The 20,008-nt window shown below is 45.2% G+C and carries 19 protein-coding genes; 16 read left to right on the top strand and 3 right to left on the bottom strand.

Annotation, left to right across the window (positions count from 1 at the left end; genetic code table 11):
* Positions 1-12 precede the first annotated feature (12 nt).
* Positions 13-834 carry a late competence protein ComER gene (gene comER / locus AB1L08_RS04255; RefSeq protein ID WP_413063439.1) on the bottom strand — a complete coding sequence of 274 codons (822 nt, stop codon included), beginning with the start codon at positions 832-834 and terminating at the stop codon, positions 13-15.
* 87 nt (positions 835-921) lie between these two features.
* Here comER and AB1L08_RS04250 point away from each other — a divergent pair, with 87 nt between their 5' ends.
* The 3 genes from AB1L08_RS04250 to AB1L08_RS04240 all read left to right on the top strand — a co-directional run bounded on the left by AB1L08_RS04250 (position 922) and on the right by AB1L08_RS04240 (position 4,477).
* Positions 922-1,548 (top strand): helix-hairpin-helix domain-containing protein, encoded by a 627-nt coding sequence (locus AB1L08_RS04250; protein ID WP_413063438.1) that lies wholly within the window; start codon positions 922-924, stop codon positions 1,546-1,548.
* A gap of 71 nt (positions 1,549-1,619) precedes the next feature.
* The gene (locus AB1L08_RS04245) at positions 1,620-2,090 is read left to right on the top strand and encodes a ComE operon protein 2 (protein ID WP_413063437.1); all 471 of its coding nucleotides are present in this window, start codon (positions 1,620-1,622) and stop codon (positions 2,088-2,090) included.
* Between the two features lie 38 nt (positions 2,091-2,128).
* Positions 2,129-4,477, top strand: a complete 2,349-nt coding sequence (locus tag AB1L08_RS04240; protein WP_413063436.1) for a DNA internalization-related competence protein ComEC/Rec2 — start codon at positions 2,129-2,131, stop codon at positions 4,475-4,477.
* 40 nt (positions 4,478-4,517) lie between these two features.
* Here the strand turns inward: AB1L08_RS04240 and AB1L08_RS04235 are convergent, their stop codons facing one another.
* Complete coding sequence (locus tag AB1L08_RS04235) at positions 4,518-4,658, bottom strand: YqzM family protein (RefSeq protein WP_413063435.1); 141 nt, start codon at positions 4,656-4,658, stop codon at positions 4,518-4,520.
* Positions 4,659-4,946: 288 nt separating this feature from the next.
* Between AB1L08_RS04235 and holA the strand changes: the two genes are divergently transcribed.
* Complete coding sequence (holA, locus tag AB1L08_RS04230) at positions 4,947-5,963, top strand: DNA polymerase III subunit delta (RefSeq protein WP_413063434.1); 1,017 nt, start codon at positions 4,947-4,949, stop codon at positions 5,961-5,963.
* A gap of 41 nt (positions 5,964-6,004) precedes the next feature.
* On the opposite strand, the gene rpsT is transcribed toward holA, so the two are convergent.
* Complete coding sequence (gene rpsT, locus AB1L08_RS04225) at positions 6,005-6,268, bottom strand: 30S ribosomal protein S20 (RefSeq protein WP_413063433.1); 264 nt, start codon at positions 6,266-6,268, stop codon at positions 6,005-6,007.
* A gap of 179 nt (positions 6,269-6,447) precedes the next feature.
* On the opposite strand from rpsT, the gene gpr reads away from it, so the two are divergent.
* From gpr to deoC, 12 genes are all read left to right on the top strand, one after another.
* Positions 6,448-7,575 (top strand): GPR endopeptidase, encoded by a 1,128-nt coding sequence (gpr, locus tag AB1L08_RS04220; RefSeq protein WP_413063432.1) that lies wholly within the window; start codon positions 6,448-6,450, stop codon positions 7,573-7,575.
* 73 nt (positions 7,576-7,648) lie between these two features.
* A complete protein-coding gene (locus AB1L08_RS04215) occupies positions 7,649-7,987 on the top strand; it encodes a YqxA family protein (protein ID WP_413063431.1) in 339 nt (112 codons plus the stop codon).
* Between the two features lie 126 nt (positions 7,988-8,113).
* Positions 8,114-9,952 carry a translation elongation factor 4 gene (gene lepA, locus AB1L08_RS04210; protein ID WP_413063430.1) on the top strand — a complete coding sequence of 613 codons (1,839 nt, stop codon included), beginning with the start codon at positions 8,114-8,116 and terminating at the stop codon, positions 9,950-9,952.
* A gap of 76 nt (positions 9,953-10,028) precedes the next feature.
* Positions 10,029-11,159: a radical SAM family heme chaperone HemW gene (gene hemW, locus AB1L08_RS04205; protein WP_413063429.1), complete on the top strand. Its 1,131-nt coding sequence runs from the start codon at positions 10,029-10,031 to the stop codon at positions 11,157-11,159.
* Positions 11,160-11,270: 111 nt separating this feature from the next.
* Positions 11,271-12,299, top strand: a complete 1,029-nt coding sequence (hrcA, locus tag AB1L08_RS04200) for a heat-inducible transcriptional repressor HrcA (RefSeq protein ID WP_413063428.1) — start codon at positions 11,271-11,273, stop codon at positions 12,297-12,299.
* A 99-nt stretch (positions 12,300-12,398) separates the two neighbouring features.
* Positions 12,399-13,007: a nucleotide exchange factor GrpE gene (gene grpE / locus AB1L08_RS04195; RefSeq protein ID WP_413063427.1), complete on the top strand. Its 609-nt coding sequence runs from the start codon at positions 12,399-12,401 to the stop codon at positions 13,005-13,007.
* A 42-nt stretch (positions 13,008-13,049) separates the two neighbouring features.
* Positions 13,050-14,891: a molecular chaperone DnaK gene (dnaK, locus tag AB1L08_RS04190; protein WP_413063426.1), complete on the top strand. Its 1,842-nt coding sequence runs from the start codon at positions 13,050-13,052 to the stop codon at positions 14,889-14,891.
* Between the two features lie 142 nt (positions 14,892-15,033).
* Positions 15,034-16,155: a molecular chaperone DnaJ gene (gene dnaJ / locus AB1L08_RS04185; RefSeq protein WP_413063425.1), complete on the top strand. Its 1,122-nt coding sequence runs from the start codon at positions 15,034-15,036 to the stop codon at positions 16,153-16,155.
* 4 nt (positions 16,156-16,159) lie between these two features.
* On the top strand, positions 16,160-17,110 hold the full coding sequence (gene prmA / locus AB1L08_RS04180; RefSeq protein WP_413063424.1) for a 50S ribosomal protein L11 methyltransferase: 951 nt from the start codon (positions 16,160-16,162) through the stop codon (positions 17,108-17,110).
* A gap of 1 nt (position 17,111) precedes the next feature.
* The gene (locus tag AB1L08_RS04175; RefSeq protein WP_413063423.1) at positions 17,112-17,864 is read left to right on the top strand and encodes a 16S rRNA (uracil(1498)-N(3))-methyltransferase; all 753 of its coding nucleotides are present in this window, start codon (positions 17,112-17,114) and stop codon (positions 17,862-17,864) included.
* A 4-nt stretch (positions 17,865-17,868) separates the two neighbouring features.
* Positions 17,869-19,218: a tRNA (N(6)-L-threonylcarbamoyladenosine(37)-C(2))-methylthiotransferase MtaB gene (mtaB, locus tag AB1L08_RS04170; protein ID WP_413063422.1), complete on the top strand. Its 1,350-nt coding sequence runs from the start codon at positions 17,869-17,871 to the stop codon at positions 19,216-19,218.
* Positions 19,219-19,334: 116 nt separating this feature from the next.
* On the top strand, positions 19,335-20,006 hold the full coding sequence (deoC, locus tag AB1L08_RS04165; RefSeq protein WP_413063421.1) for a deoxyribose-phosphate aldolase: 672 nt from the start codon (positions 19,335-19,337) through the stop codon (positions 20,004-20,006).
* The last annotated feature ends 2 nt before the right edge of the window (positions 20,007-20,008 follow it).

Genomic DNA, 20,008 nt, shown 5'->3' with positions numbered 1-20,008 from the left:
ATAAAATATACATTAAGAGAAAAATGCCTTCTCAATCACATCCGCTTCTGCCGCGAATTTTTTATGGGTTGCCCGGAAAAGCTTTTCAAACATATCTCCGGTTTCCCGCTGCAACACATCGATTCCTTCTCCGGTGATTCCGCCCTTCACACACACTTTTTCCTGCAAAGCCGGCAAAGAATAATAACCTTTTTTCAACAATTCACCCAGCCCGGCCAGCATGCTTTCAGATAGTATTGTCGCCGTTTTTTCATCAATATTTGTCTCTTTGACTGCTGCATCAATCAGCTTTCTTGTTAAATAGCAATAAAAAGCAGGCCCGCAGCTGACAATATCCGAAGCAACCCGAACGATGCTTTCATCAATTTCCACCGGGACTGACACCTTCGAAAACATTTCTTTCAAAATGACCCGCCACGGATCTTTGCATCCCTCTCCAAAGGTTAAAAGCGAAACGCCCGACAGTGCCCTGTTTGTAATGCTTGGTATGACTCTTGCACAGGAAGATGCGACGGACTTTTCCAGCCACTTCACCTCAATCGGGCTCGTGATCGAGACGAGGCACTTTTCCCCGGTAAAAAACTTCCGATTCTCCTGAATGACTTTCACAATATCAAGAGGTTTTACACAAATAAAGATTAGCTTCGCTTCGTTTATTACTTCATCCGGCCTTTGAGCCACGGTGATTTCTTCATAGCTGGTTTGCAGCTTGTAAGCTTTTCCGATTGTCCTGTTTGTGATGATCAATTCTGAAGGAGAAACCGCTCCGCCATTGATTAAGGCCTCTGTAAGAATGGTTCCCATATTGCCGGTTCCTATGATGCCAACCTTCATGCTGTTCCCCCCTTCACATTTACTATTCCTGACACTATATGCTCAACCGTAAAAAAATATGCTTTTTAGAGAAAGGCGGTAAATAAGTTGCTCTTTTTGGAAAAATATAAAACCATTTTGATTGCAGGGGCTGCCATGGCCATCGGACTTTTTCTATTCATCAGCAAGCCCAAAGAGGAACCCGTCGCCCAAAGCGAAATTCCTTTATTTGAAGAACCACAAGTTCAGGATGCTGGATCGGCCGCGCCGGAAGAAGGAAACGAGCCGATGTATGTGGATGTAAAAGGGGCCGTTAAAACGCCGGGGTTGTATCGGGTGGAAGAAGGGGACCGCATGATTGATGCCATCACTCTTGCCGGAGGCTTGACCGATAAGGCGGATGAGAAGCAGTTAAATTTTGCACAAAAGGTGCATGATGAAATGGTCATTTATGTTCCGGAAAAAGGGGAAAAGCCTGAGGATTATCCCCAAACCGGCCAGCAGAGCGGAGGAAGCCAGGCTGCCAGCGGGCAAGAGGGCGGCAAAGTCAATATTAATAAAGCCGATGCCTCCCAGTTGGAAACGCTGCCAGGCATAGGGCCTGCCAAGGCGAAAGCCATCTTGGATTATCGCGAACAGCAGGGAGGTTTTAAACAAGAGGAAGATTTAAAAAATGTTTCGGGAATTGGGGAAAAAACGTTTGAAAAGCTGCAGGATTCCATAACGGTCCGTTGACTTGTCCGGTGATGTGCGGATACACTTAAGAAAATCATTCATGAAAGATATGAGGGGAAAGGGAGAAAAAGATGGAAAGAATTTCTTGGAAACAATATTTTATGGCCCAAAGCCATTTATTGTCTTATCGGAGCACCTGTACAAGACTCACGGTCGGTGCCACGATTGTCCGCGATAACCGCATCATTGCCGGCGGTTATAATGGTTCGATTGCCGGAGGTGTCCACTGTATAGACGAAGGCTGTTACGTAATCGACGGGCACTGTGTCCGGACAATCCATGCAGAAATGAACGCTATTATCCAATGTGCCAAGTTTGGGGTTGCCACTGCAGGTGCGGAAATATATGTGACACATTTTCCATGTCTTCAATGTGCGAAAGCAATTATCCAGGCTGGTATCAAGTCAGTCTATTACGCTGAAAATTATCGGAACCATCCTTACGCGGTGGAACTGTTTGGACAGGCAGGGGTTCATGTTGAACAAGTGCCCCTCAATAAAAAGATCTTTTTGGCATTTGCCAATGACGAAGGGGAAGCTTGACAGCTTCTCCCCCAAAAACAAAAAGGAATGGGGAATTCATGGCTGGTCAATGGATATTTTTCGCAATGTCAGCGCTCGCCGGCATTTTGCTCGCTTTGGAAAACCATTTTCTCGTTTATATCATTACCGCTTTGATTGCGGCCCGAATTTTTTTCACCCGGAATCGCCATGTTCTCATTTTTGCTGCGGGATCCTTTCTGTTTTGTTTTCTTGCAGCCGAAAAAGCAAAATCCCTTCATGTGACACACTTCGCCTCCCCGGGCACTGTCCATCTTTCGGTTACCTTCAAGCAGCCCCCGCAAATCGACGGCAACCGAATGACTGCCGTCACGACAACTCCTGAACAGGAAAAACTGATGCTAACCTATACGATTAAAAGCGAAGCGGAAAAAAATCAATTTCAACAGCTTTTGCAGGCTGGTACAGCCTGCAACTTAAGCGGTACGCTCAGCCGGCCCCAGCCCAAGAGAAACATGCATGCTTTTCATTATGAGCAATTTTTAAAGAGGAAAAACATCCACTGGCTTTTTGAGCCGGACAGCATCCCGCTGGCTGATTGTCAACCTTCTTCTTTTTCATTACTGTATTTCCTGGAAAATTTGAGAAGTGATGGGATTAAGCGGATCAATGCGATTTTCCCGGAAAGGCTTGCGGCATATGGAGAAGCCTTGATATTTGGAGATAGGAGCTCCATTTCTGAAGAGGCGAATGAAGGATACAGAAGGCTCGGAGTCATTCATTTGCTCGCCATTTCGGGCCTGCACGTAGGCTTGATTGCAGGCGCTTCCGTTTTTTTGCTGCTTCGGGCAGGATGGACCCGGGAAACCGTGTATGGGGTCATGTACATTTGGCTTCCGTTATACGGCTTTTTAAGTGGCGGAAACCCGCCTGTTGTGAGGGCTGTGCTGATGGCACTATTGATTTTTTCTGCCAAAAGCTGGCGGCTGCCGCTGTCGACGCTGGATGCTTTTTCAATCAGCTTTTTGCTTTTTTTATTGTTTGACCCTTATTTGGTTTACGATATTGGGTTTCAGCTCTCATATGCCGTCAGCTTTGGGATCATTTTATCGGTTTCTCTTTTTCGGCATCTTCCTTCCTTTTGGCAGACGCTTCACATTTCGATGGTTTCCACGCTAAGTTCCCTGCCTATTCTTTCTTTCCACTTTCATGAGTTTTCTGTGATCAGTTTGCTTGCCAATCTTGTTTTTATCCCTTTTTACACACTATTCCTTCTGCCCGCTGTTTTTTTGCTGTTTTTCTTGAGCTTTATCCTTCCGCCTGTTTCCGCGCATCCCGCTTTTTTATTGGAAAAAGTGTTGGCAGTATCGGAAAGTGCAGCCATTTGGGCAGGTTCTTTTCCGTTTGCAACCGTATTGACAGGGAAGCCTTCCATCATCGGTGTCATTTTGATGGCTGGCGGTGTTTTGCTTTACTTTCTGCTGGCTGAAAGAAAATACCATCCCGCCTTGTCGGCTGTGCCGATTGTTTTGGTCCTTTTCATCCATTGTTTTGCCATCCGTTTTTCACCATACGGGGAGGTTGTTTTTATTGATGTCGGACAGGGGGACAGCATATTGATAAGGCTTCCATATAACCGGGGCACGTACTTGATTGATACCGGCGGCCAGCTTTTTTTTCCAACGGAAGAATGGCAGAAAAGAAAAAAGACATTTCAAGTGGGAACAGATATTTTGCTTCCGGTGTTAAAAAGCCATGGGATCAATCGGATTGACAAGCTTATTTTAACCCACAGCGATGCAGACCATATTGGGGCCGCAAAGGAACTCATCGGGAAAATGTCAATCGGGAAAATATACATTACTCCAAGGTCATGGGAAAAACCGCTTATGCTGGAGACAGTCCGGCTGGCAAAGGAGAAAAACATCGCTGTAAGGGAAGTAAAGGCTGGATTCGGCTGGAAAAATAAATCAGGTACATTCCAATTTATTTTTCCATTCGATGAGGAATACGAAGGGAATAATGACTCGCTCGTTTTATACGGACGATTTGGCGGCATGACATGGCTGTTTATGGGGGACGCTGAAAAAGAGGCAGAAGAGGAATTATTATCCGCTTATTCCACTCTCCATGCGGATGTCATCAAAGTCAGCCATCATGGAAGCAGAACCTCGTCGACGCAGTCTTTTATAGAACAGGTACAGCCGCAATACGCAGTTATTTCCGCAGGGCTGAACAACCGGTACGGCCATCCGCATCCGGAAGTTTTGGACATTCTTGAGAACAACGGCGTCCGTGTTTACCGTACGGACCGGCAAGGTGCCGTCCATTTTATATTTGGGCGCGCCAGCAAGGGAACCTTTAAGACTGTTTTGCAATATGATATTACAGAAAATGATGTTCTGCATAAAAAAAACAAACGAGAATAAAGAAGAAGCTTGCATGGTGCAAACTTCTTCTTTATTCTCGCTATTTTCCAAGCACTTCAATGACTGTTCCAATCACAAAAATCGCTGTAAAGAATACAAATGACACTATAAACCCGACTCCGGAATCGATCGCATCATTTCTTTTTGATTGAACATTCTGTTCAAATTCAAATTCTTTCACAACTACCCCTCCTGTTTCCACTTTAGTATAGATGAATGCCCAAAAAAAATCCACTGTTTCATTGCCACTGTTGACAAGACTTGACACATATACTTTGTTCACTTGCGGTCACACTATGTAATGAAACGTTTTTCCGCTTCTGAATGCGTGTCCTAGGCCGTATTCACAAGCGTTCATATAGATTGGGGGACCCTTCGCCAAAAGCGCAGGAGTCCCCATTGCACTTGTCAAACTCTCTCTCTTTTCTTACGATGGAATTAAAAGATGACGAAGAGAGAAGGATTGTTCATGGCGTTTTTGAAAAGAATCGAGGAAAAGAAATTTTCACCGCTTTATTTATTATATGGAACCGAACCATTTTTAATCAATGAGGCAAAAGAGAAATTAATGGCGAATGTGTTAACGGAAGAAGAGATGGAGTTTGATTTTTCAAGTTACGATTTGGAAGAAGCCAGTGTCGATGAAGCGATTGAAGATGCGGAAACATTGCCGTTTATGGGTGATAAAAAGCTGATTATGTTACATAATCCCGTTTTTTTAACGGCTTTGAAAGCAAAAGAAAAAGTAACCCATGACTTAAAAAAATTGGAAGCCTATGTAGAAAACCCTGCACCTTTTACTGTTCTTGTTTTTACGGGCGAATATGAAAAGCTGGATGAACGAAAAAAGCTGGTCAAGCTGTTGAAAAAAAATGCGGAAGTTTTGGAAGCAAAGCCGCTTGAAGAAAAAAGTTTAAAAAAATGGGTGAAAAACCGGGCAGCTTCCCTGGATGTCATGATTGAAGAACGGGCAATCGACCTGCTGCGGCAATTGGCAGGCAATGATTTAATGATATTGAGCGAAGAAATTTCCAAGCTGGCGCTTTATGCCGCCGACTCCAAACGGATTACCGAAGATGCGGTAGAGAAGCTGATTTCCCGTTCACTTGAGCAAAATATATTTGCGCTTGTTGACAAAGTAGTCAAACGGGATATCAAGGAAGCTTTACGGATATTTTATGATTTGTTAAAGCAAAATGAGGAACCGATCAAAATACTTGCGGTTCTGTCCGGACAGTTTCGGCTCATTTACCAGGTAAAGGAATTGACGGCACGCGGTTACGGCCAAAAGCAAATTGCCGGCATGCTGAAGGTCCATCCCTATCGTGTCAAATTGGCAGCCGGGCAGGCCGGGTCTTTTTCTTCCGGAGATTTGATCCGGATTATGGATATGCTGGCAGAGAGTGATTTGAAGCTGAAATCGACAGGCATGGATAAAAAAGTCGTCATTGAACTGTTCCTGATGCAGCTTGTACAGCTTAAATAGCCTAAATAAAAAACGACCTTCGCGGTCGTTTTTGTATTTGATTATGCACCTAAACTGCTTAATTTTTTAGCCAAGCGTGCTTTTTGACGGTTGGCGGTATTTTTGTGGATAATCCCTTTTGTTACGCCTTTGTCCAATTGCTTGACAGCATTTCTGAAGAGTTCTTTTGCATTATCGTCATTTTGCTCAACAGCAGCTTCAAATTTTTTCACGGCTGTCCGCATTGCTGATTTGAAAGCTGAATTTTGGGCATTTTTATTTTCGTTGATTTTCACGCGTTTTATGGCGGATTTAATGTTTGGCATTTCATTCACCTCCTGACACCATCGAGGTTGGTTTCCCTGCTTAATAGAACAAGAGTATTTTATCAAAGAGGCCTTTATATTGCAATATAAATCGTCATCCCGCCGAGGCGTGAATGAATTCATGGCAGAAAGGAGAAGATGAGATCATAATAAACTGGCAGAAGGAGGCACAAGTTATTTTGAAAGAGGAAAAGTTGGATTTAAGCGCTTATTCCGTCAGGACGGACCTGGCGAAGGAAGCATACGAAATGGCCATCGACCTCCATGCAAGCAAGAAAAAGGACGCAGCCGGAAAGCAGCGGCTGGAAGGAGTCATCACTGAAGAAAGGGAGGTCGATGGGATAAAAATATCCCAAGTGACGATCAAAGAGGAAGCCCAAGAGCAAATCGGGAAAAAAGCCGGTCATTATTTAACCATTGAGGTTCAGGGAATCCGCACTCAGGATACTGAACTCCAGCAAAAGGTGCAAGCAATTTTTGCTGCGGAATTCAGCCGTTTTTTAAGGGCTTTACATATTTCCAAAACGGCGAGCTGTTTAGTTGTGGGACTCGGCAATTGGAATGTAACGCCGGATGCACTTGGTCCGATCGTTTGTGAACATTTAATCATTACAAGGCATTTGTTCGAATTACAGCCGGACCGGGTCGATGAAGGGTATCGGCCGGTCAGTGCGCTTGCCCCCGGTGTAATGGGGCTTACAGGTATTGAAACGAGTGATATTATTTTTGGTGTTGCTGAAAAGTCCAAGCCTGATTTCATCATAGCGATTGATTCGCTCGCTTCCCGGTCGATCGAAAGGGTAAACAGCACCATTCAAATTTCCGACACGGGCATCCATCCCGGCTCCGGGATCGGTAATAAGCGGAAAGAGTTAAGCAAAGAAACCCTTGGCGTACCCGTTATTTCCATCGGGGTGCCCACTGTGGTCGATGCGGTTACGATTACGAGTGATACCATTGATTTTATTCTCAAGCATTTCGGCAGGGAAATGGATGAATCGGGAAGGCCATCCCGTTCATTGGCCCCTGCGGGTCTCTCTTTTGGGGAAAAAAGAAAGCTGACGAACAAAGATTTGCCGGAAGAATCCGGGCGAAAAACGTTTTTGGGGATCGTTGGCATGCTGGATGAGGATGAAAAGAGAAGGCTTATTCATGAAGTATTGGCACCGCTGGGCCATAATTTGATGGTTACGCCAAAGGAAGTTGATATATTTATTGAAGACATGGGAAATCTGATTGCTTCCGGGTTAAATGCGGCCCTTCATACGAACGTCGACCAGGAGGATACCGGTTTTAAAACAAGATAAGGCGATTTGTTCTATCGATTCTATCGATTCATATAAATAATAAATAGAGCCATGTTATGAGAGAGGTAATGATATGGGGAAGTTTTTCCTGAAGTGCGTCCTTTCAGTGCTCCTGTTATTCGTCGGAGTCATGATCGGGATGGAAAAAGCAAATGAAGGAATGCGCTCGATGAAAGGGTACGAGGACACCGCACTCCCGCCGCCCGTTTATTGGGAAAAAGGAGATAACGGGGATATAGAAGCCGCCTTGCTTGGAAATGAAGTGAAATCCATGGAAACATTGGAAGAAAAAAAGCAAAAAATGGAGGAAATGGAGTCTTTCAATTTTTTTTCTTCGCTTGGGAAAGCACTTGGCAATACCGTGACAAATGCGGCAAAAAAGTTGGTTGACCTTTTCGTCAATGCATTTTAGTATCCATCCGCCATCATCTGGCATCTTGCCGTAAAGCGCGCATGCGCTTTTTTTTGTTTATTGAATAATCGGCTGGTATAATTTATCCTAGTGTACATGCGCCGATTAACAGGAGTGAAGAACATAATGGATCCAAAAGAGAGAAAAAAGAGACGGGAAAGAATACGAAATTTCTCGATTATTGCCCATATTGACCACGGGAAATCCACTTTGGCAGACCGCATATTGGAAAAAACAGAAGCCCTTTCATCGCGTGAGATGAAAAACCAGCTGCTTGATTCCATGGATTTGGAACGGGAGCGGGGCATTACGATAAAATTGAATGCTGTTCAGTTAACGTATAAAGCGAAAGATGGGGAAGAGTATATCCTTCACCTCATTGATACGCCGGGACATGTCGATTTTACGTATGAAGTATCGCGGAGCCTAGCGGCATGCGAAGGGGCCATTCTTGTTGTGGATGCTGCACAGGGCATTGAAGCACAAACATTGGCGAATGTCTACCTGGCGCTGGACAATGACCTTGAAATTCTTCCGGTTATTAATAAAATTGACTTACCCGCAGCCGATCCGGAAAGAGTCCGGCAAGAGATTGAAGACGTGATCGGTTTGGACGCATCCGAGGCTGTTCTGGCTTCGGCAAAAGCAGGAATCGGAATCGACGAGATTTTGGAACAAATTGTTGAAAAAGTTCCGGCACCGATGGGGGATCCGGAAGCACCGTTAAAAGCCCTTATTTTCGACTCGCTTTATGATCCATACCGTGGTGTCATTGCCTATATCCGGGTTATGGAAGGCACGGTTAAAGCCGGTGACCGCATCAAAATGATGGCGTCAGGAAAAGAATTTGAAGTGACTGAAGTGGGAGTTCATGCTCCGAAGCCAATTACTGTAGATGAATTGACGGTAGGGGATGTAGGGTTGATGACGGCCTCTATTAAAAACGTCGGGGATACTAGAGTAGGTGATACGATTACAAGTGCTGACAACCCTGCATCGGAGCCTCTTCCCGGTTACCGGAAAATGAATCCGATGGTTTTTTGCGGGATTTATCCGATCGATTCGGCTAAATTCAATGATTTGCGGGAAGCGTTGGAGAAACTTGAACTCAACGATTCTTCATTGGAATATGAAGCGGAAACTTCCCAGGCTCTCGGTTTCGGATTTCGCTGCGGATTTCTGGGGCTTTTGCACATGGAAATCATCCAGGAACGGATCGAAAGGGAATTTAAAATTGACTTGATTACGACAGCACCAAGTGTCATTTATAAAGTATATTTAAATGACGGCACTGAAATAAATGTCGACAACCCGGCAAATATGCCTGACGCCCAACAAATTGAACGGGTGGAAGAGCCCTATGTGAGGGCATCCATGATGGTGCCGAATGATTATGTCGGGGCCGTCATGGAGCTTTCGCAGGAAAAGCGGGGCAATTTTATCGACATGCAATACCTGGATGACATCAGGGTGAACGTCGTATATGAAATTCCTCTTGCAGAAATTGTCTACGATTTCTTTGACCTATTAAAATCGAGTACGAAAGGTTACGCATCGTTCGATTATGAGCCTGTCGGATATAAGCCATCCAAACTCGTCAAAATGGATATTTTATTAAATGGCGAAAAAGTGGATGCGTTAAGCTTTATTGTCCATAGGGATTTTGCATACGAACGCGGCAAGGTGATTGTGGAAAAACTGAAGGATATTATCCCGCGCCAGCAATTCGAGGTGCCGGTCCAGGCGGCCATCGGCCACAAAATCATTGCCAGATCAACGATTAAGGCGATGCGGAAAAATGTGCTGTCCAAATGTTACGGAGGAGACATTTCCCGTAAACGCAAATTGCTGGAGAAGCAAAAAGAAGGAAAAAAACGGATGAAGCAAGTTGGATCCGTCGAGGTTCCCCAAGAAGCATTCATGGCCGTGTTGAAAATGGATGACCCGGGGAAAAGTTCCAAATAACAGAGAAAGGGATGGAGGCGGAACGGTTTCCGTCTCTTTCCCTTTCCCCATACTTTAAAAGCAAGGTTGTGACAAAGTGAAGGCCGCCTATATCCATATACCGTTTTGTGAGCACATTTGCCATTATTGTGATTTTAATAAGTTTTTTCTTCATACCCAGCCTGTAGACGAGTATTTGAACATGCTCAAAAAAGAGTTTGTCATCTATCGGGAAATGTATCCGGAGGCCTGTTTGGAAACCGTATTTGTCGGCGGGGGGACTCCGACATCTTTGAACGGGCGGCAGCTTGAAACACTTTGCCAAGCCATCCGGGACCTCCTTCCATACAAGGAAGGGGAGTTTACATTTGAAGCAAATCCCGGCGATCTGACGGAAGAAAAACTGAAGATCCTGAAAAGTTTTGGGGTAAACCGTTTAAGCATCGGTGTCCAATCGTTTAATGATGAACTTTTAAAAAAGGTCGGCCGGTCCCATCGTGCAAAAGATGTGCATCGCACCATCAGATTGGCCCGCAGGGCAGGATTTACAAATATCAGCATTGATTTAATTTATGCTTTGCCCGGGCAAACGGAGGAAGATTTTCTAAAGACGCTTCGGGAGGCGCTTGCGCTTGAACTGCCGCATTATTCGGGATATTCTTTAATCGTGGAGCCGAAGACTGTGTTTTACAATTTATTGAGAAAGGGAAAACTGAACCTGCCGGGCGAAGAATCGGAAGCACGGATGTATGAAGACCTGATGGACAATATGGTCAATCACGGCCTCCATCAATATGAAATCAGCAATTTTTCCAAATCGGGCTTTGAAAGCAAACATAACTTTGTTTACTGGAACAATGCCCCCTATTTTGGTTTTGGTGCAGGTGCGCATGGATATGTAAATGGCAAAAGATATTCCAATTACGGGCCGTTAAAAAAATATATGGAGCCGCTGGGATGCGGGAGACTGCCCGTTTTTACGGAACATGAAGTGACGCCAAGGGAAGCCATGGAAGAAGAAATGTTTCTTGGTCTTAGGAAAACGGCCGGGGTAAATATCGCGTTTTTTCAGAAGAAATTTTCCGTCCATCCGAAAGAAGTTTTTGGAAAGGAAATCGAAGAGTTGATTTCCAAACGGCTTTTAATCGAAAAAGATGGTCGGATCCAATTGACAAAGCGGGGGTTTTTTCTGGGAAATGAAGTGTTTCAGTCATTCCTGAAAGGATGATGATTCTGCTCGGTAATGAGTCAAATATCGTTGACATCAACACGCCATTTTGATACTTTTATATTAGATTTAGCACTCAAATAAAGAGAGTGCTAACAGAGGTGATCGATAATGCTGACGGATCGTCAACTTCTTATATTACAAGTGATTATTGATGATTTTATCCGATCCGCCCAGCCGGTTGGGTCCAGAAGCCTTTCCAAGAAAGAAGGAATCAATCTTAGCTCCGCTACGATCCGAAACGAAATGGCAGACTTGGAGGAGCTCGGCTTTCTTGAAAAAACCCATACGTCTTCCGGCAGGATTCCATCAGAAAAAGGATATCGATATTATGTCGACCATCTACTCGTCCCGCAAATATTGCTTAATCACGAAATAAAAATGATTCACTCCATCTTTGCGGAAAAAATCTATGAACTGGAGCACGTCGTTCAAAAATCAGCCAGCATCTTGTCGGAATTGACCAATTACACGGCCATTCTTCTTGGGCCCGCCGTCAAAGAAAACAAGCTAAAGCAATTGCAGATCGTGCCGCTCTCCAAAGAAAAAGCCGTAGCCATTATCATTACGGATACCGGTCATGTGGAAAACCGCATCTTTAACTTGCCGGAAAATTATGCGGCCGGCAATATCGAAAAGCTCGTCAATATTTTAAATGAAAAATTGGCAGGAGTGCCGGTGGCTGAATTAAGAGAAAGAATACAGCATGAAGTGGCGGAATTGCTCCAAAGGAATATTCATCAATATGATTTCATATTAAGATCCATCTTGGAATCCATCGATATACCGGGAAATGAAAAAATATTCTTTGGCGGAAAAACAAATATGCTCAATCAGCCCGAGTTTCACAATATTAATAAAGTCAAATCTTTATTAAACATGATTGAGCAGGAAGAAGGCTTTTATGAACTGTTCCGGCAAATTCCGGACGGCATCCACGTGAAAATCGGCAAGGAAAATGAAATGACTGCGATGGAGGACTGCAGTTTAATTACCGCCACCTATTCGATTGCAGACGACCCGGTTGGAACGATTGCCATTTTGGGACCGACAAGAATGGAGTATTCACGCGTGATCAGTTTGCTGGACTACTTGAGAAAAGATATGAGTGATGCCTTGACAAAACTATTTAATGAATGATAACAGTAAATGGAACGGCTCCGGGAAATCGGCAGATTTCTGCTGATTTCCGCTTTTCGCGTTTTTTTATGCAAATTTTGGCTTTAAGGAGGTGAAGACATGCCAGAGGAAAAGCAAGAACAATTGCAGCCGGAAGAAATGAATGAAAGCAATGAAACCGCAGAGAATGGCGCGGAATCCGGCGAAGAGCATGATGAAAATATTAAGGAAAAGGATCCGGAGACTGATCAAAAAGAGGAAAGTGACTCCGGGGCCGAGGTTAAAAAAATAGAAGAGCTAGAAGCCAAATTGGAAGAATGCGAAAACCGCTATTTGCGCCTGCTTGCCGATTTCGATAACTTCCGCCGGCGCGTTAAGATCGACAAAGAAGCGGATGAAAAATATAGAGCCCAACATTTGATTACAAACTTGCTTCCGGCATTGGACAATTTTGAGCGGGCGATGCAGATTGAGGCGGATAATGAGCAGACGAAAGCATTGCTGGACGGGGTTGGCATGGTTTACAAGAGCATCATCGAGGCCCTGAAAAATGAAGGAGCAAAACAAATCGAGGCAGTGGGAAAAGAGTTTGACCCGAATCTCCACCAGGCTGTCATGCAAACGCAAGACGATGAAGCAGGCGAAAACATTGTGGTTGAGGAATTGCAGAAGGGGTATATTTTAAAAGACCGCGTGATTCGCCCGGCAATGGTAAAAGTAAACAAATAGTGTGTTTTAGCTGGTACATATTGTTAAGGAGGTTTTTCCACAATGAGCAAAATTATCGGAATAGACTTGGGAACAACAAACTCATGCGTATCCGTCCTGGAAGGGGGAGAACCGAAAGTAATTCCCAATCCGGAAGGAAATCGGACAACGCCTTCGGTAATCGCGTTTAAAAACGGTGAGATCCAAGTCGGCGAAGTCGCCAAAAGACAGGCGATTACGAATCCCAATACGGTCATTTCCATCAAGCGCCACATGGGATCGGATTACAAAATGGATATTGAAGGGAAAAGCTACACGCCGCAAGAACTGTCGGCGATTATTTTACAGCACTTAAAGTCCTATGCCGAAGATTATCTCGGAGAGAAAGTTGAAAAAGCAGTCATTACCGTCCCTGCCTATTTTAACGACTCCCAGCGCCAGGCAACAAAGGACGCCGGGACAATCGCCGGCCTGCAGGTTGAAAGGATCATCAACGAACCGACGGCTGCAGCGCTTGCTTACGGTTTGGAAAAACAAGATGAAGACCAAACGATCCTCGTTTATGACCTTGGAGGGGGAACTTTCGACGTTTCCATTCTTGAACTTGGTGACGGCGTATTTGAAGTATTGGCAACAGCCGGGGATAACAAATTGGGCGGAGACGACTTCGACCAAGTGATCATTGACTACCTCGTTCAGGAATTTAAAAAAGAGCATGGCATTGACTTGTCTCAGGACAAAATGGCCCTTCAGCGTTTGAAAGATGCCGCTGAAAAAGCAAAGAAAGACTTATCTGGTGTCACTCAAACGCAAATTTCCCTGCCTTTTATCACGGCTGGTGAAGCAGGCCCATTGCATTTGGAAGTTACGTTGACGCGTGCGAAATTTGAAGAACTCTCCTCCCAACTGGTCGAAAGAACGATGGGCCCTACACGTCAGGCAATCAAAGACTCGGGAAAATCGGCAGCGGATATTGATAAAGTCATTCTTGTTGGGGGATCGACCCGCATTCCGGCCGTTCAGGAAGCAATCCGGAAAGAGACAGGAAAGGATCCGCATAAAGGCGTTAACCCCGATGAAGTCGTCGCCATGGGGGCAGCCATCCAAGGCGGTGTTTTGGCGGGAGATGTCAAAGATGTTGTTCTTCTTGATGTTACGCCGCTTTCGCTTGGAATTGAAACAATGGGCGGTGTATTTACAAAATTGATTGAACGCAATACAACCATTCCGACATCCAAATCCCAAGTATTTTCAACTGCTGCGGATAACCAGACAGCCGTGGATATACATGTACTCCAGGGTGAGCGTCCGATGGCTGCCGACAATAAAACGCTCGGCCGTTTCCAATTGACGGACATTCCGCCGGCACCCCGCGGCATCCCGCAAATCGAAGTCAAATTTGACATCGATAAAAATGGCATCGTCAATGTGAGCGCCAAAGACCTCGGTACCGGAAAAGAACAAAATATTACCATCAAATCTTCGTCCGGTTTATCTGAAGAAGAAGTTGAGCGCATGATCAAAGAAGCCGAAGAAAATGCGGAAAGAGACAAAAAACGCAAAGAGGAAGTTGAACTGAGAAATGAAGCCGACCAGCTGATTTTCACAACCGAAAAAACATTGAAAGACCTCGAAGGCAAAGTGGATGAAGCCGAGGTGAAAAAAGCGGAAGAAGCAAAAGATGCCCTAAAAGCGGCCATTGAGAAAAATGAGATGGACGAAGTAAGACAAAAGAAAGATGCATTACAGGAAATTGTGCAGAACCTGTCCATGAAATTATATGAAGAGGCTGCCAAGCAAGCCCAATCCCAACAAGGAGCCGAGGGGCAAAACGCCGCCGGGAACGACGACAATGTCGTAGATGCCGAGTTTGAAGAAGTGGATGACGACAAGGCTAAAAAATAAAATGTTTGCAGATGGGAAAAGTCAAAGCCTCAAATTGACAGGCTTTGACTTTTCTTTGATCATGGAAGTCATTCCCCTTTTAACCAGTCTGTCCATTATGGTAATATGAAAGTTATGTGAAAAGATTCGGGAGTGTGGAAACATGAGTAAGCGTGATTACTATGAAGTGTTGGGTGTATCGAAAAACGCTACAAAAGACGAAATCAAAAAGGCATATCGCCGCTTGTCCAAAAAATACCATCCTGACATCAACAAGGAACCCGGCGCAGATGAAAAGTTTAAGGAAATCTCTGAAGCATATGAAGTATTGAGCGACGACCAAAAAAGGGCCCAATATGACCAGTTCGGCCACGATGGCCCGCAAGGCTTTGGCGGAGGCGGATTTGACAGTGCCGATTTCGGCGGCTTCGGGGGATTTGAAGATATATTCAGCACTTTTTTTGGCGGCGGGCGAAAAGATCCGAATGCGCCGCGCCAAGGTGCCGATTTGCAATATAATATGAATTTGACATTTGAAGAAGCCGTTTTCGGGAAAGAAACAATCATAGAAATTCCCCGGGAAGAAACGTGTGATACTTGTGGCGGCAGCGGGGCCAAGCCAGGCACCAAGCCGGATACATGTCATCATTGTCACGGCACGGGCCAATTAAACATTGAACAAAATACGCCATTCGGAAAAATTGTCAACCGGCGGGTTTGCCACTACTGTCAAGGAACGGGAAAGATCATCAAAGAAAAGTGCCGTACATGTCACGGAGAAGGCAAAGTGAAAAAACGGAAAAAAATCAATGTCAAAATTCCAAAAGGAGTGGACGACGGCCAGCAGATGCGTGTTCCAGGCCAAGGGGAGCCCGGGATCAATGGCGGTCCTCCGGGAGACTTGTTCGTTGTTTTCCGGGTCAGTCCGCATGAGTTCTTTGAAAGAGACGGAGATGACATCTATTGCGAGATGCCGATCACATTTGTGCAGGCTGCACTCGGGGATGAAATTGAAGTGCCGACACTTTATGGAAAGGTCAAGCTGAAAATACCCGCCGGGACCCAGACTGGCACGAGATTCCGGCTGCGTGACAGAGGCGTGCAAAATGTGCGCGGTTACGGAAGAGGAGATCAGCATGTCGCCGTGAAAATTGTGACGCCTACCAAATTGAACGAACAGCAAAAAAGTTTGCTTCGCCAATTTGCCGAAGAGAGCGGGGAATCACTGGATGACCAGCATGAAGGTTTTTTTGATAAAATGAAGCGCGCTTTTAAAGGGGATTAATACCGTGAAATGGTCGGAAGTAAGCATTTATACGACAAATGAAGCGATTGAGCCGATCAGCCATATTTTGCATGAAGCGGGTATTTCCGGCATGGCGATAGAAGACAGTGCCGATCTGGAAAAGAAGCGGGAAGATCAGTTCGGGGAAATGTATGAATTGAATCCGGCCGATTTTCCGGTCGATGGCGTGATTATTAAAGCCTATTTACCTGTTAATGCCCAACATGCACATACGATCAAAAACATTCAACAAAAAATTTCCGAACTTCCGCTATACCAAATAAATATCGGCAAAAATATTGTCAAAGTTTCGGAAGTAAAGGAAGAAGACTGGGCTACGGCTTGGAAAAAATATTACCATCCTGTAAAAGTATCAGAACGTGTGACCATTGTTCCATCATGGGAAGACTATAAACCTGAAAGCAGTGCCGAGTTAATCATTGAACTGGATCCGGGAATGGCATTTGGCACCGGAACCCATCCAACGACTGTCATGTGCATACAGGCACTTGAAAAAACAGTCAAGCATGGAGACTATGTCATTGACGTAGGGACCGGTTCCGGTATATTAAGCATTGCTGCATCCTTATTGGGGGCCGAACAGGTGACGGCCCTTGACCTTGATGAAGTGGCAGTGGAAGCTGCCAGGCAAAATACGGCATTAAACGGTGTAGAAGACAGCGTTTCTGTAAAGCGAAACAACCTTCTTGAAGGCGTTGACGGCAACGCAGATATTATTGTGGCCAACATATTGGCAGAAGTCATTGTCCGCCTTGCCAAAACAGCGGCCCAAACAGTCAAGCACGATGGATTTTTTATTGTTTCGGGCATCATTCTGCAGAAAAAAGATTTCGTCGCTGATGCGCTCCATGAAGCCGGATTTGAAATAGAGGAAACAATGATCATGGAAGATTGGACGGCGATCATCGCCAGAAGAGCAAATGAGAGGGTGTAACATGCAGCGTTATTTTATGGATGCCCCATATGATGGGCGGGATACCGTTCTATTATCCGGAGACCATTATCACCATATTGCCAACGTCATGAGAATGAAGCCGGGAAACGAAATTTGGGTCGTATTCAATGACGGACTGGCTGCAAAGGCAACCATTATATCATTGGAAGATCAAGCTGTTAAAGTGCGGATAATGGAGTGGGAAGAACGGACCACTGAACTTCCTGTTCATGTGACCGTTGCGAGCGGCCTGCCTAAAGGGGATAAATGGGAATGGGTGATCCAAAAAGGGACCGAGTTGGGTGCCTCACAGTTTGTCCCTTTCAAAGCAGCCCGCTCCGTAGTAAAATGGGATGAGAAAAAGTCAGCAAGGAAGCTGGCAAGATGGAAAAAAATTGCCATGGAGGCAGCGGAGCAGAGCCATCGTCAAGTCGTGCCGGATGTGCTTTCGCCCATGACTTTTGAGCAGATCCTGGCATTGAGCGACAACCTTTCCCGCAAGATCGTTGCCCATGAAGAAGCAGCCAAACAAGGTGAACAAAGCAATTTGGCCAATATGCTTGCGGGTGTAAAGAAAGGGGAAAAAATCATTATTCTTTTTGGCCCTGAAGGCGGATGGGAAGAAAAGGAAGTGGAGCTGTTAACAAGCAATGGCTTTATATCCTGCGGATTGGGGCCCAGGATATTGAGGACGGAAACGGCGCCGCTCTATGCATTGGCCGCCATTTCCTATCATTTTGAATTAATGGGGTGATATCATGTCTCTAGTAGCTTTCCATACATTGGGCTGTAAAGTAAACCATTACGAAACAGAGGCCATTTGGCAGTTGTTTAAAAAGAGTGGATATGAACGCGTTGATTTTGAATCAACGGCTGACGTTTACGTTATCAATACATGCACCGTAACCAATACGGGAGATAAAAAAAGCCGGCAGGTGATCCGCCGGGCGATCCGGAAAAATCCGGATGCCGTTATCTGTGTCACGGGATGTTACGCCCAGACATCCCCTGCGGAAATCATGGCCATTCCCGGTGTTGATATTGTCGTTGGTACACAAGACCGCGTAAAAATGCTTGAGTATATTGAACAATATAAACGGGAACGCCAGCCGATTAATGGCGTCAAAAACATCATGAAAAATCGCGTTTATGAAGAATTGGACGTGCCATCGTTTACAGACCGTACACGCGCCTCCCTTAAAATCCAGGAAGGCTGCAACAATTTCTGCACTTTTTGCATTATTCCGTGGGCACGCGGCTTAATGCGCTCACGTGATCCGCAGGAGGTTATCCGCCAGGCCCAGCAGCTTGTGGATGCGGGGTATAAGGAAATCGTCCTGACAGGCATTCACACCGGCGGTTACGGCGAAGACATGAAAGATTATAATTTGGCTGCTTTGCTGCGAGACTTGGAGGCCAACGTGAAAGGTTTAAAGCGGCTGAGAATTTCTTCGATCGAGGCCAGCCAGCTTACAGACGAAGTAATCGAGGTCATTGACAAGTCGAACATCGTTGTCAGACATTTGCATATCCCGCTTCAGTCCGGTTCAAACACGGTATTAAAGAGAATGCGCCGAAAATATACAATGGAATTTTTTGCTGAACGTCTTGAACTGCTGAAAAAAGCTCTGCCAAATTTGGCGGTTACCTCGGACGTCATCGTAGGTTTTCCGGGTGAAACGGAAGAGGAATTTATGGAGACATATGAATTTATTCAGAAACATAAATTTTCCGAGCTCCATGTATTCCCGTACTCCATGAGAACCGGAACACCTGCGGCGCGAATGAAAGACCAAATCGATGAATCCGTCAAACACGAGCGGGTACAGAGGTTAATCGCCCTTTCCGATCAATTGGCAAAAGAATATGCTGCCCGCTTTGAAAAAGAAGTGCTTGAAGTCATTCCGGAAGAACCATTCAAGGAAAATCCGGAAAGCGGGCTGTATGAAGGATATACCGACAACTATTTGAAAGTAGTATTCCCTGCAAACGAGGAAATGGTCGGCAAATTGGTCAAAGTTAAAATTACAAAAGCCGGATACCCATATTGTAAAGGACAATTTGTCCGTGTCATGGGAGAAGGCGACGCTCCAGCCATGGTCGGGTAAAAATTTGAAAAGATTGCAGCTTAACAGGCTGCAATCTTTTATTATTGTTATAGGCCAACTGTTCGCCTTCAAAAATGGTACACTTATGCTAGGAAATGTCGGGAGGAGGAACATGAATGGTTCAAAATATTGCGCATTGCATTGACCATACTTTATTAAAACCGGATGCAACCAAACAGCAGATTCAAACATTGTGTGAGGAAGCGAAAGTGAATCAGTTTGCTTCCGTTTGCATAAACCCGGCTTGGGTGGGTTTTGCGGCGCAGCTCTTACATCAATCAGGTGTGAGCGTGTGTACGGTCGTTGGTTTCCCTCTTGGTGCATCTACTCCGGAAACGAAGGCTTTTGAAACAAAAAATGCGATTGAAAACGGCGCCCGGGAAGTCGATATGGTACTAAACATCGGTGCATTAAAAAGCGGTGATGACAACTTTGTCATGAAGGATATCGAAGCAGTTGTAACGGCAGCAAGAGACAAGGCCATTGTAAAAGTTATTATTGAAACGTGCCTTCTCACTGATGAGGAAAAGGTGAGGGCGTGTCAGCTGGCACAAAAAGCCGGAGCAGATTTTGTTAAGACTTCCACCGGATTTTCCACGGGCGGAGCGACCGCAGAAGATGTCATGTTAATGAAACATGCAGTCGGCGGCAAACTGGGCGTAAAAGCATCAGGCAGAATCCGCAGCCCGGAAGACGCCAAAAGAATGCTCGAAGCGGGTGCAACAAGGCTTGGCACAAGTTCTGGCGTTAAAATCATCCAGGGACAGACAGGGAAAAATACATACTGATG

Origin of the sequence: Siminovitchia jepli (assembly GCF_047228825.1) — a bacterium.
Classification (GTDB): Bacteria; Bacillota; Bacilli; order Bacillales; family Bacillaceae_C; genus Siminovitchia.
The sequence above is the reverse complement of the archived record's forward strand: the minus strand, read 5'-3'. Positions and strand labels throughout refer to the sequence as shown.

Excerpts from the sequence above, each read along its gene's own strand:
- comER (WP_413063439.1), bottom strand. The coding sequence starts at position 834 with ATGAAGGTTGGCATCATAGGAACCGGCAATATGGGAACCATTCTTACA.
- AB1L08_RS04245 (WP_413063437.1), top strand. The coding sequence starts at position 1,620 with ATGGAAAGAATTTCTTGGAAACAATATTTTATGGCCCAAAGCCATTTA.
- AB1L08_RS04240 (WP_413063436.1), top strand. The coding sequence starts at position 2,129 with ATGGCTGGTCAATGGATATTTTTCGCAATGTCAGCGCTCGCCGGCATT.
- holA (WP_413063434.1), top strand. The coding sequence starts at position 4,947 with ATGGCGTTTTTGAAAAGAATCGAGGAAAAGAAATTTTCACCGCTTTAT.
- rpsT (WP_413063433.1), bottom strand. The coding sequence starts at position 6,268 with ATGCCAAACATTAAATCCGCCATAAAACGCGTGAAAATCAACGAAAAT.
- AB1L08_RS04215 (WP_413063431.1), top strand. The coding sequence starts at position 7,649 with ATGGGGAAGTTTTTCCTGAAGTGCGTCCTTTCAGTGCTCCTGTTATTC.
- lepA (WP_413063430.1), top strand. The coding sequence starts at position 8,114 with ATGGATCCAAAAGAGAGAAAAAAGAGACGGGAAAGAATACGAAATTTC.
- hrcA (WP_413063428.1), top strand. The coding sequence starts at position 11,271 with ATGCTGACGGATCGTCAACTTCTTATATTACAAGTGATTATTGATGAT.
- grpE (WP_413063427.1), top strand. The coding sequence starts at position 12,399 with ATGCCAGAGGAAAAGCAAGAACAATTGCAGCCGGAAGAAATGAATGAA.
- dnaK (WP_413063426.1), top strand. The coding sequence starts at position 13,050 with ATGAGCAAAATTATCGGAATAGACTTGGGAACAACAAACTCATGCGTA.
- dnaJ (WP_413063425.1), top strand. The coding sequence starts at position 15,034 with ATGAGTAAGCGTGATTACTATGAAGTGTTGGGTGTATCGAAAAACGCT.
- AB1L08_RS04175 (WP_413063423.1), top strand. The coding sequence starts at position 17,112 with ATGCAGCGTTATTTTATGGATGCCCCATATGATGGGCGGGATACCGTT.
- mtaB (WP_413063422.1), top strand. The coding sequence starts at position 17,869 with ATGTCTCTAGTAGCTTTCCATACATTGGGCTGTAAAGTAAACCATTAC.
- deoC (WP_413063421.1), top strand. The coding sequence starts at position 19,335 with ATGGTTCAAAATATTGCGCATTGCATTGACCATACTTTATTAAAACCG.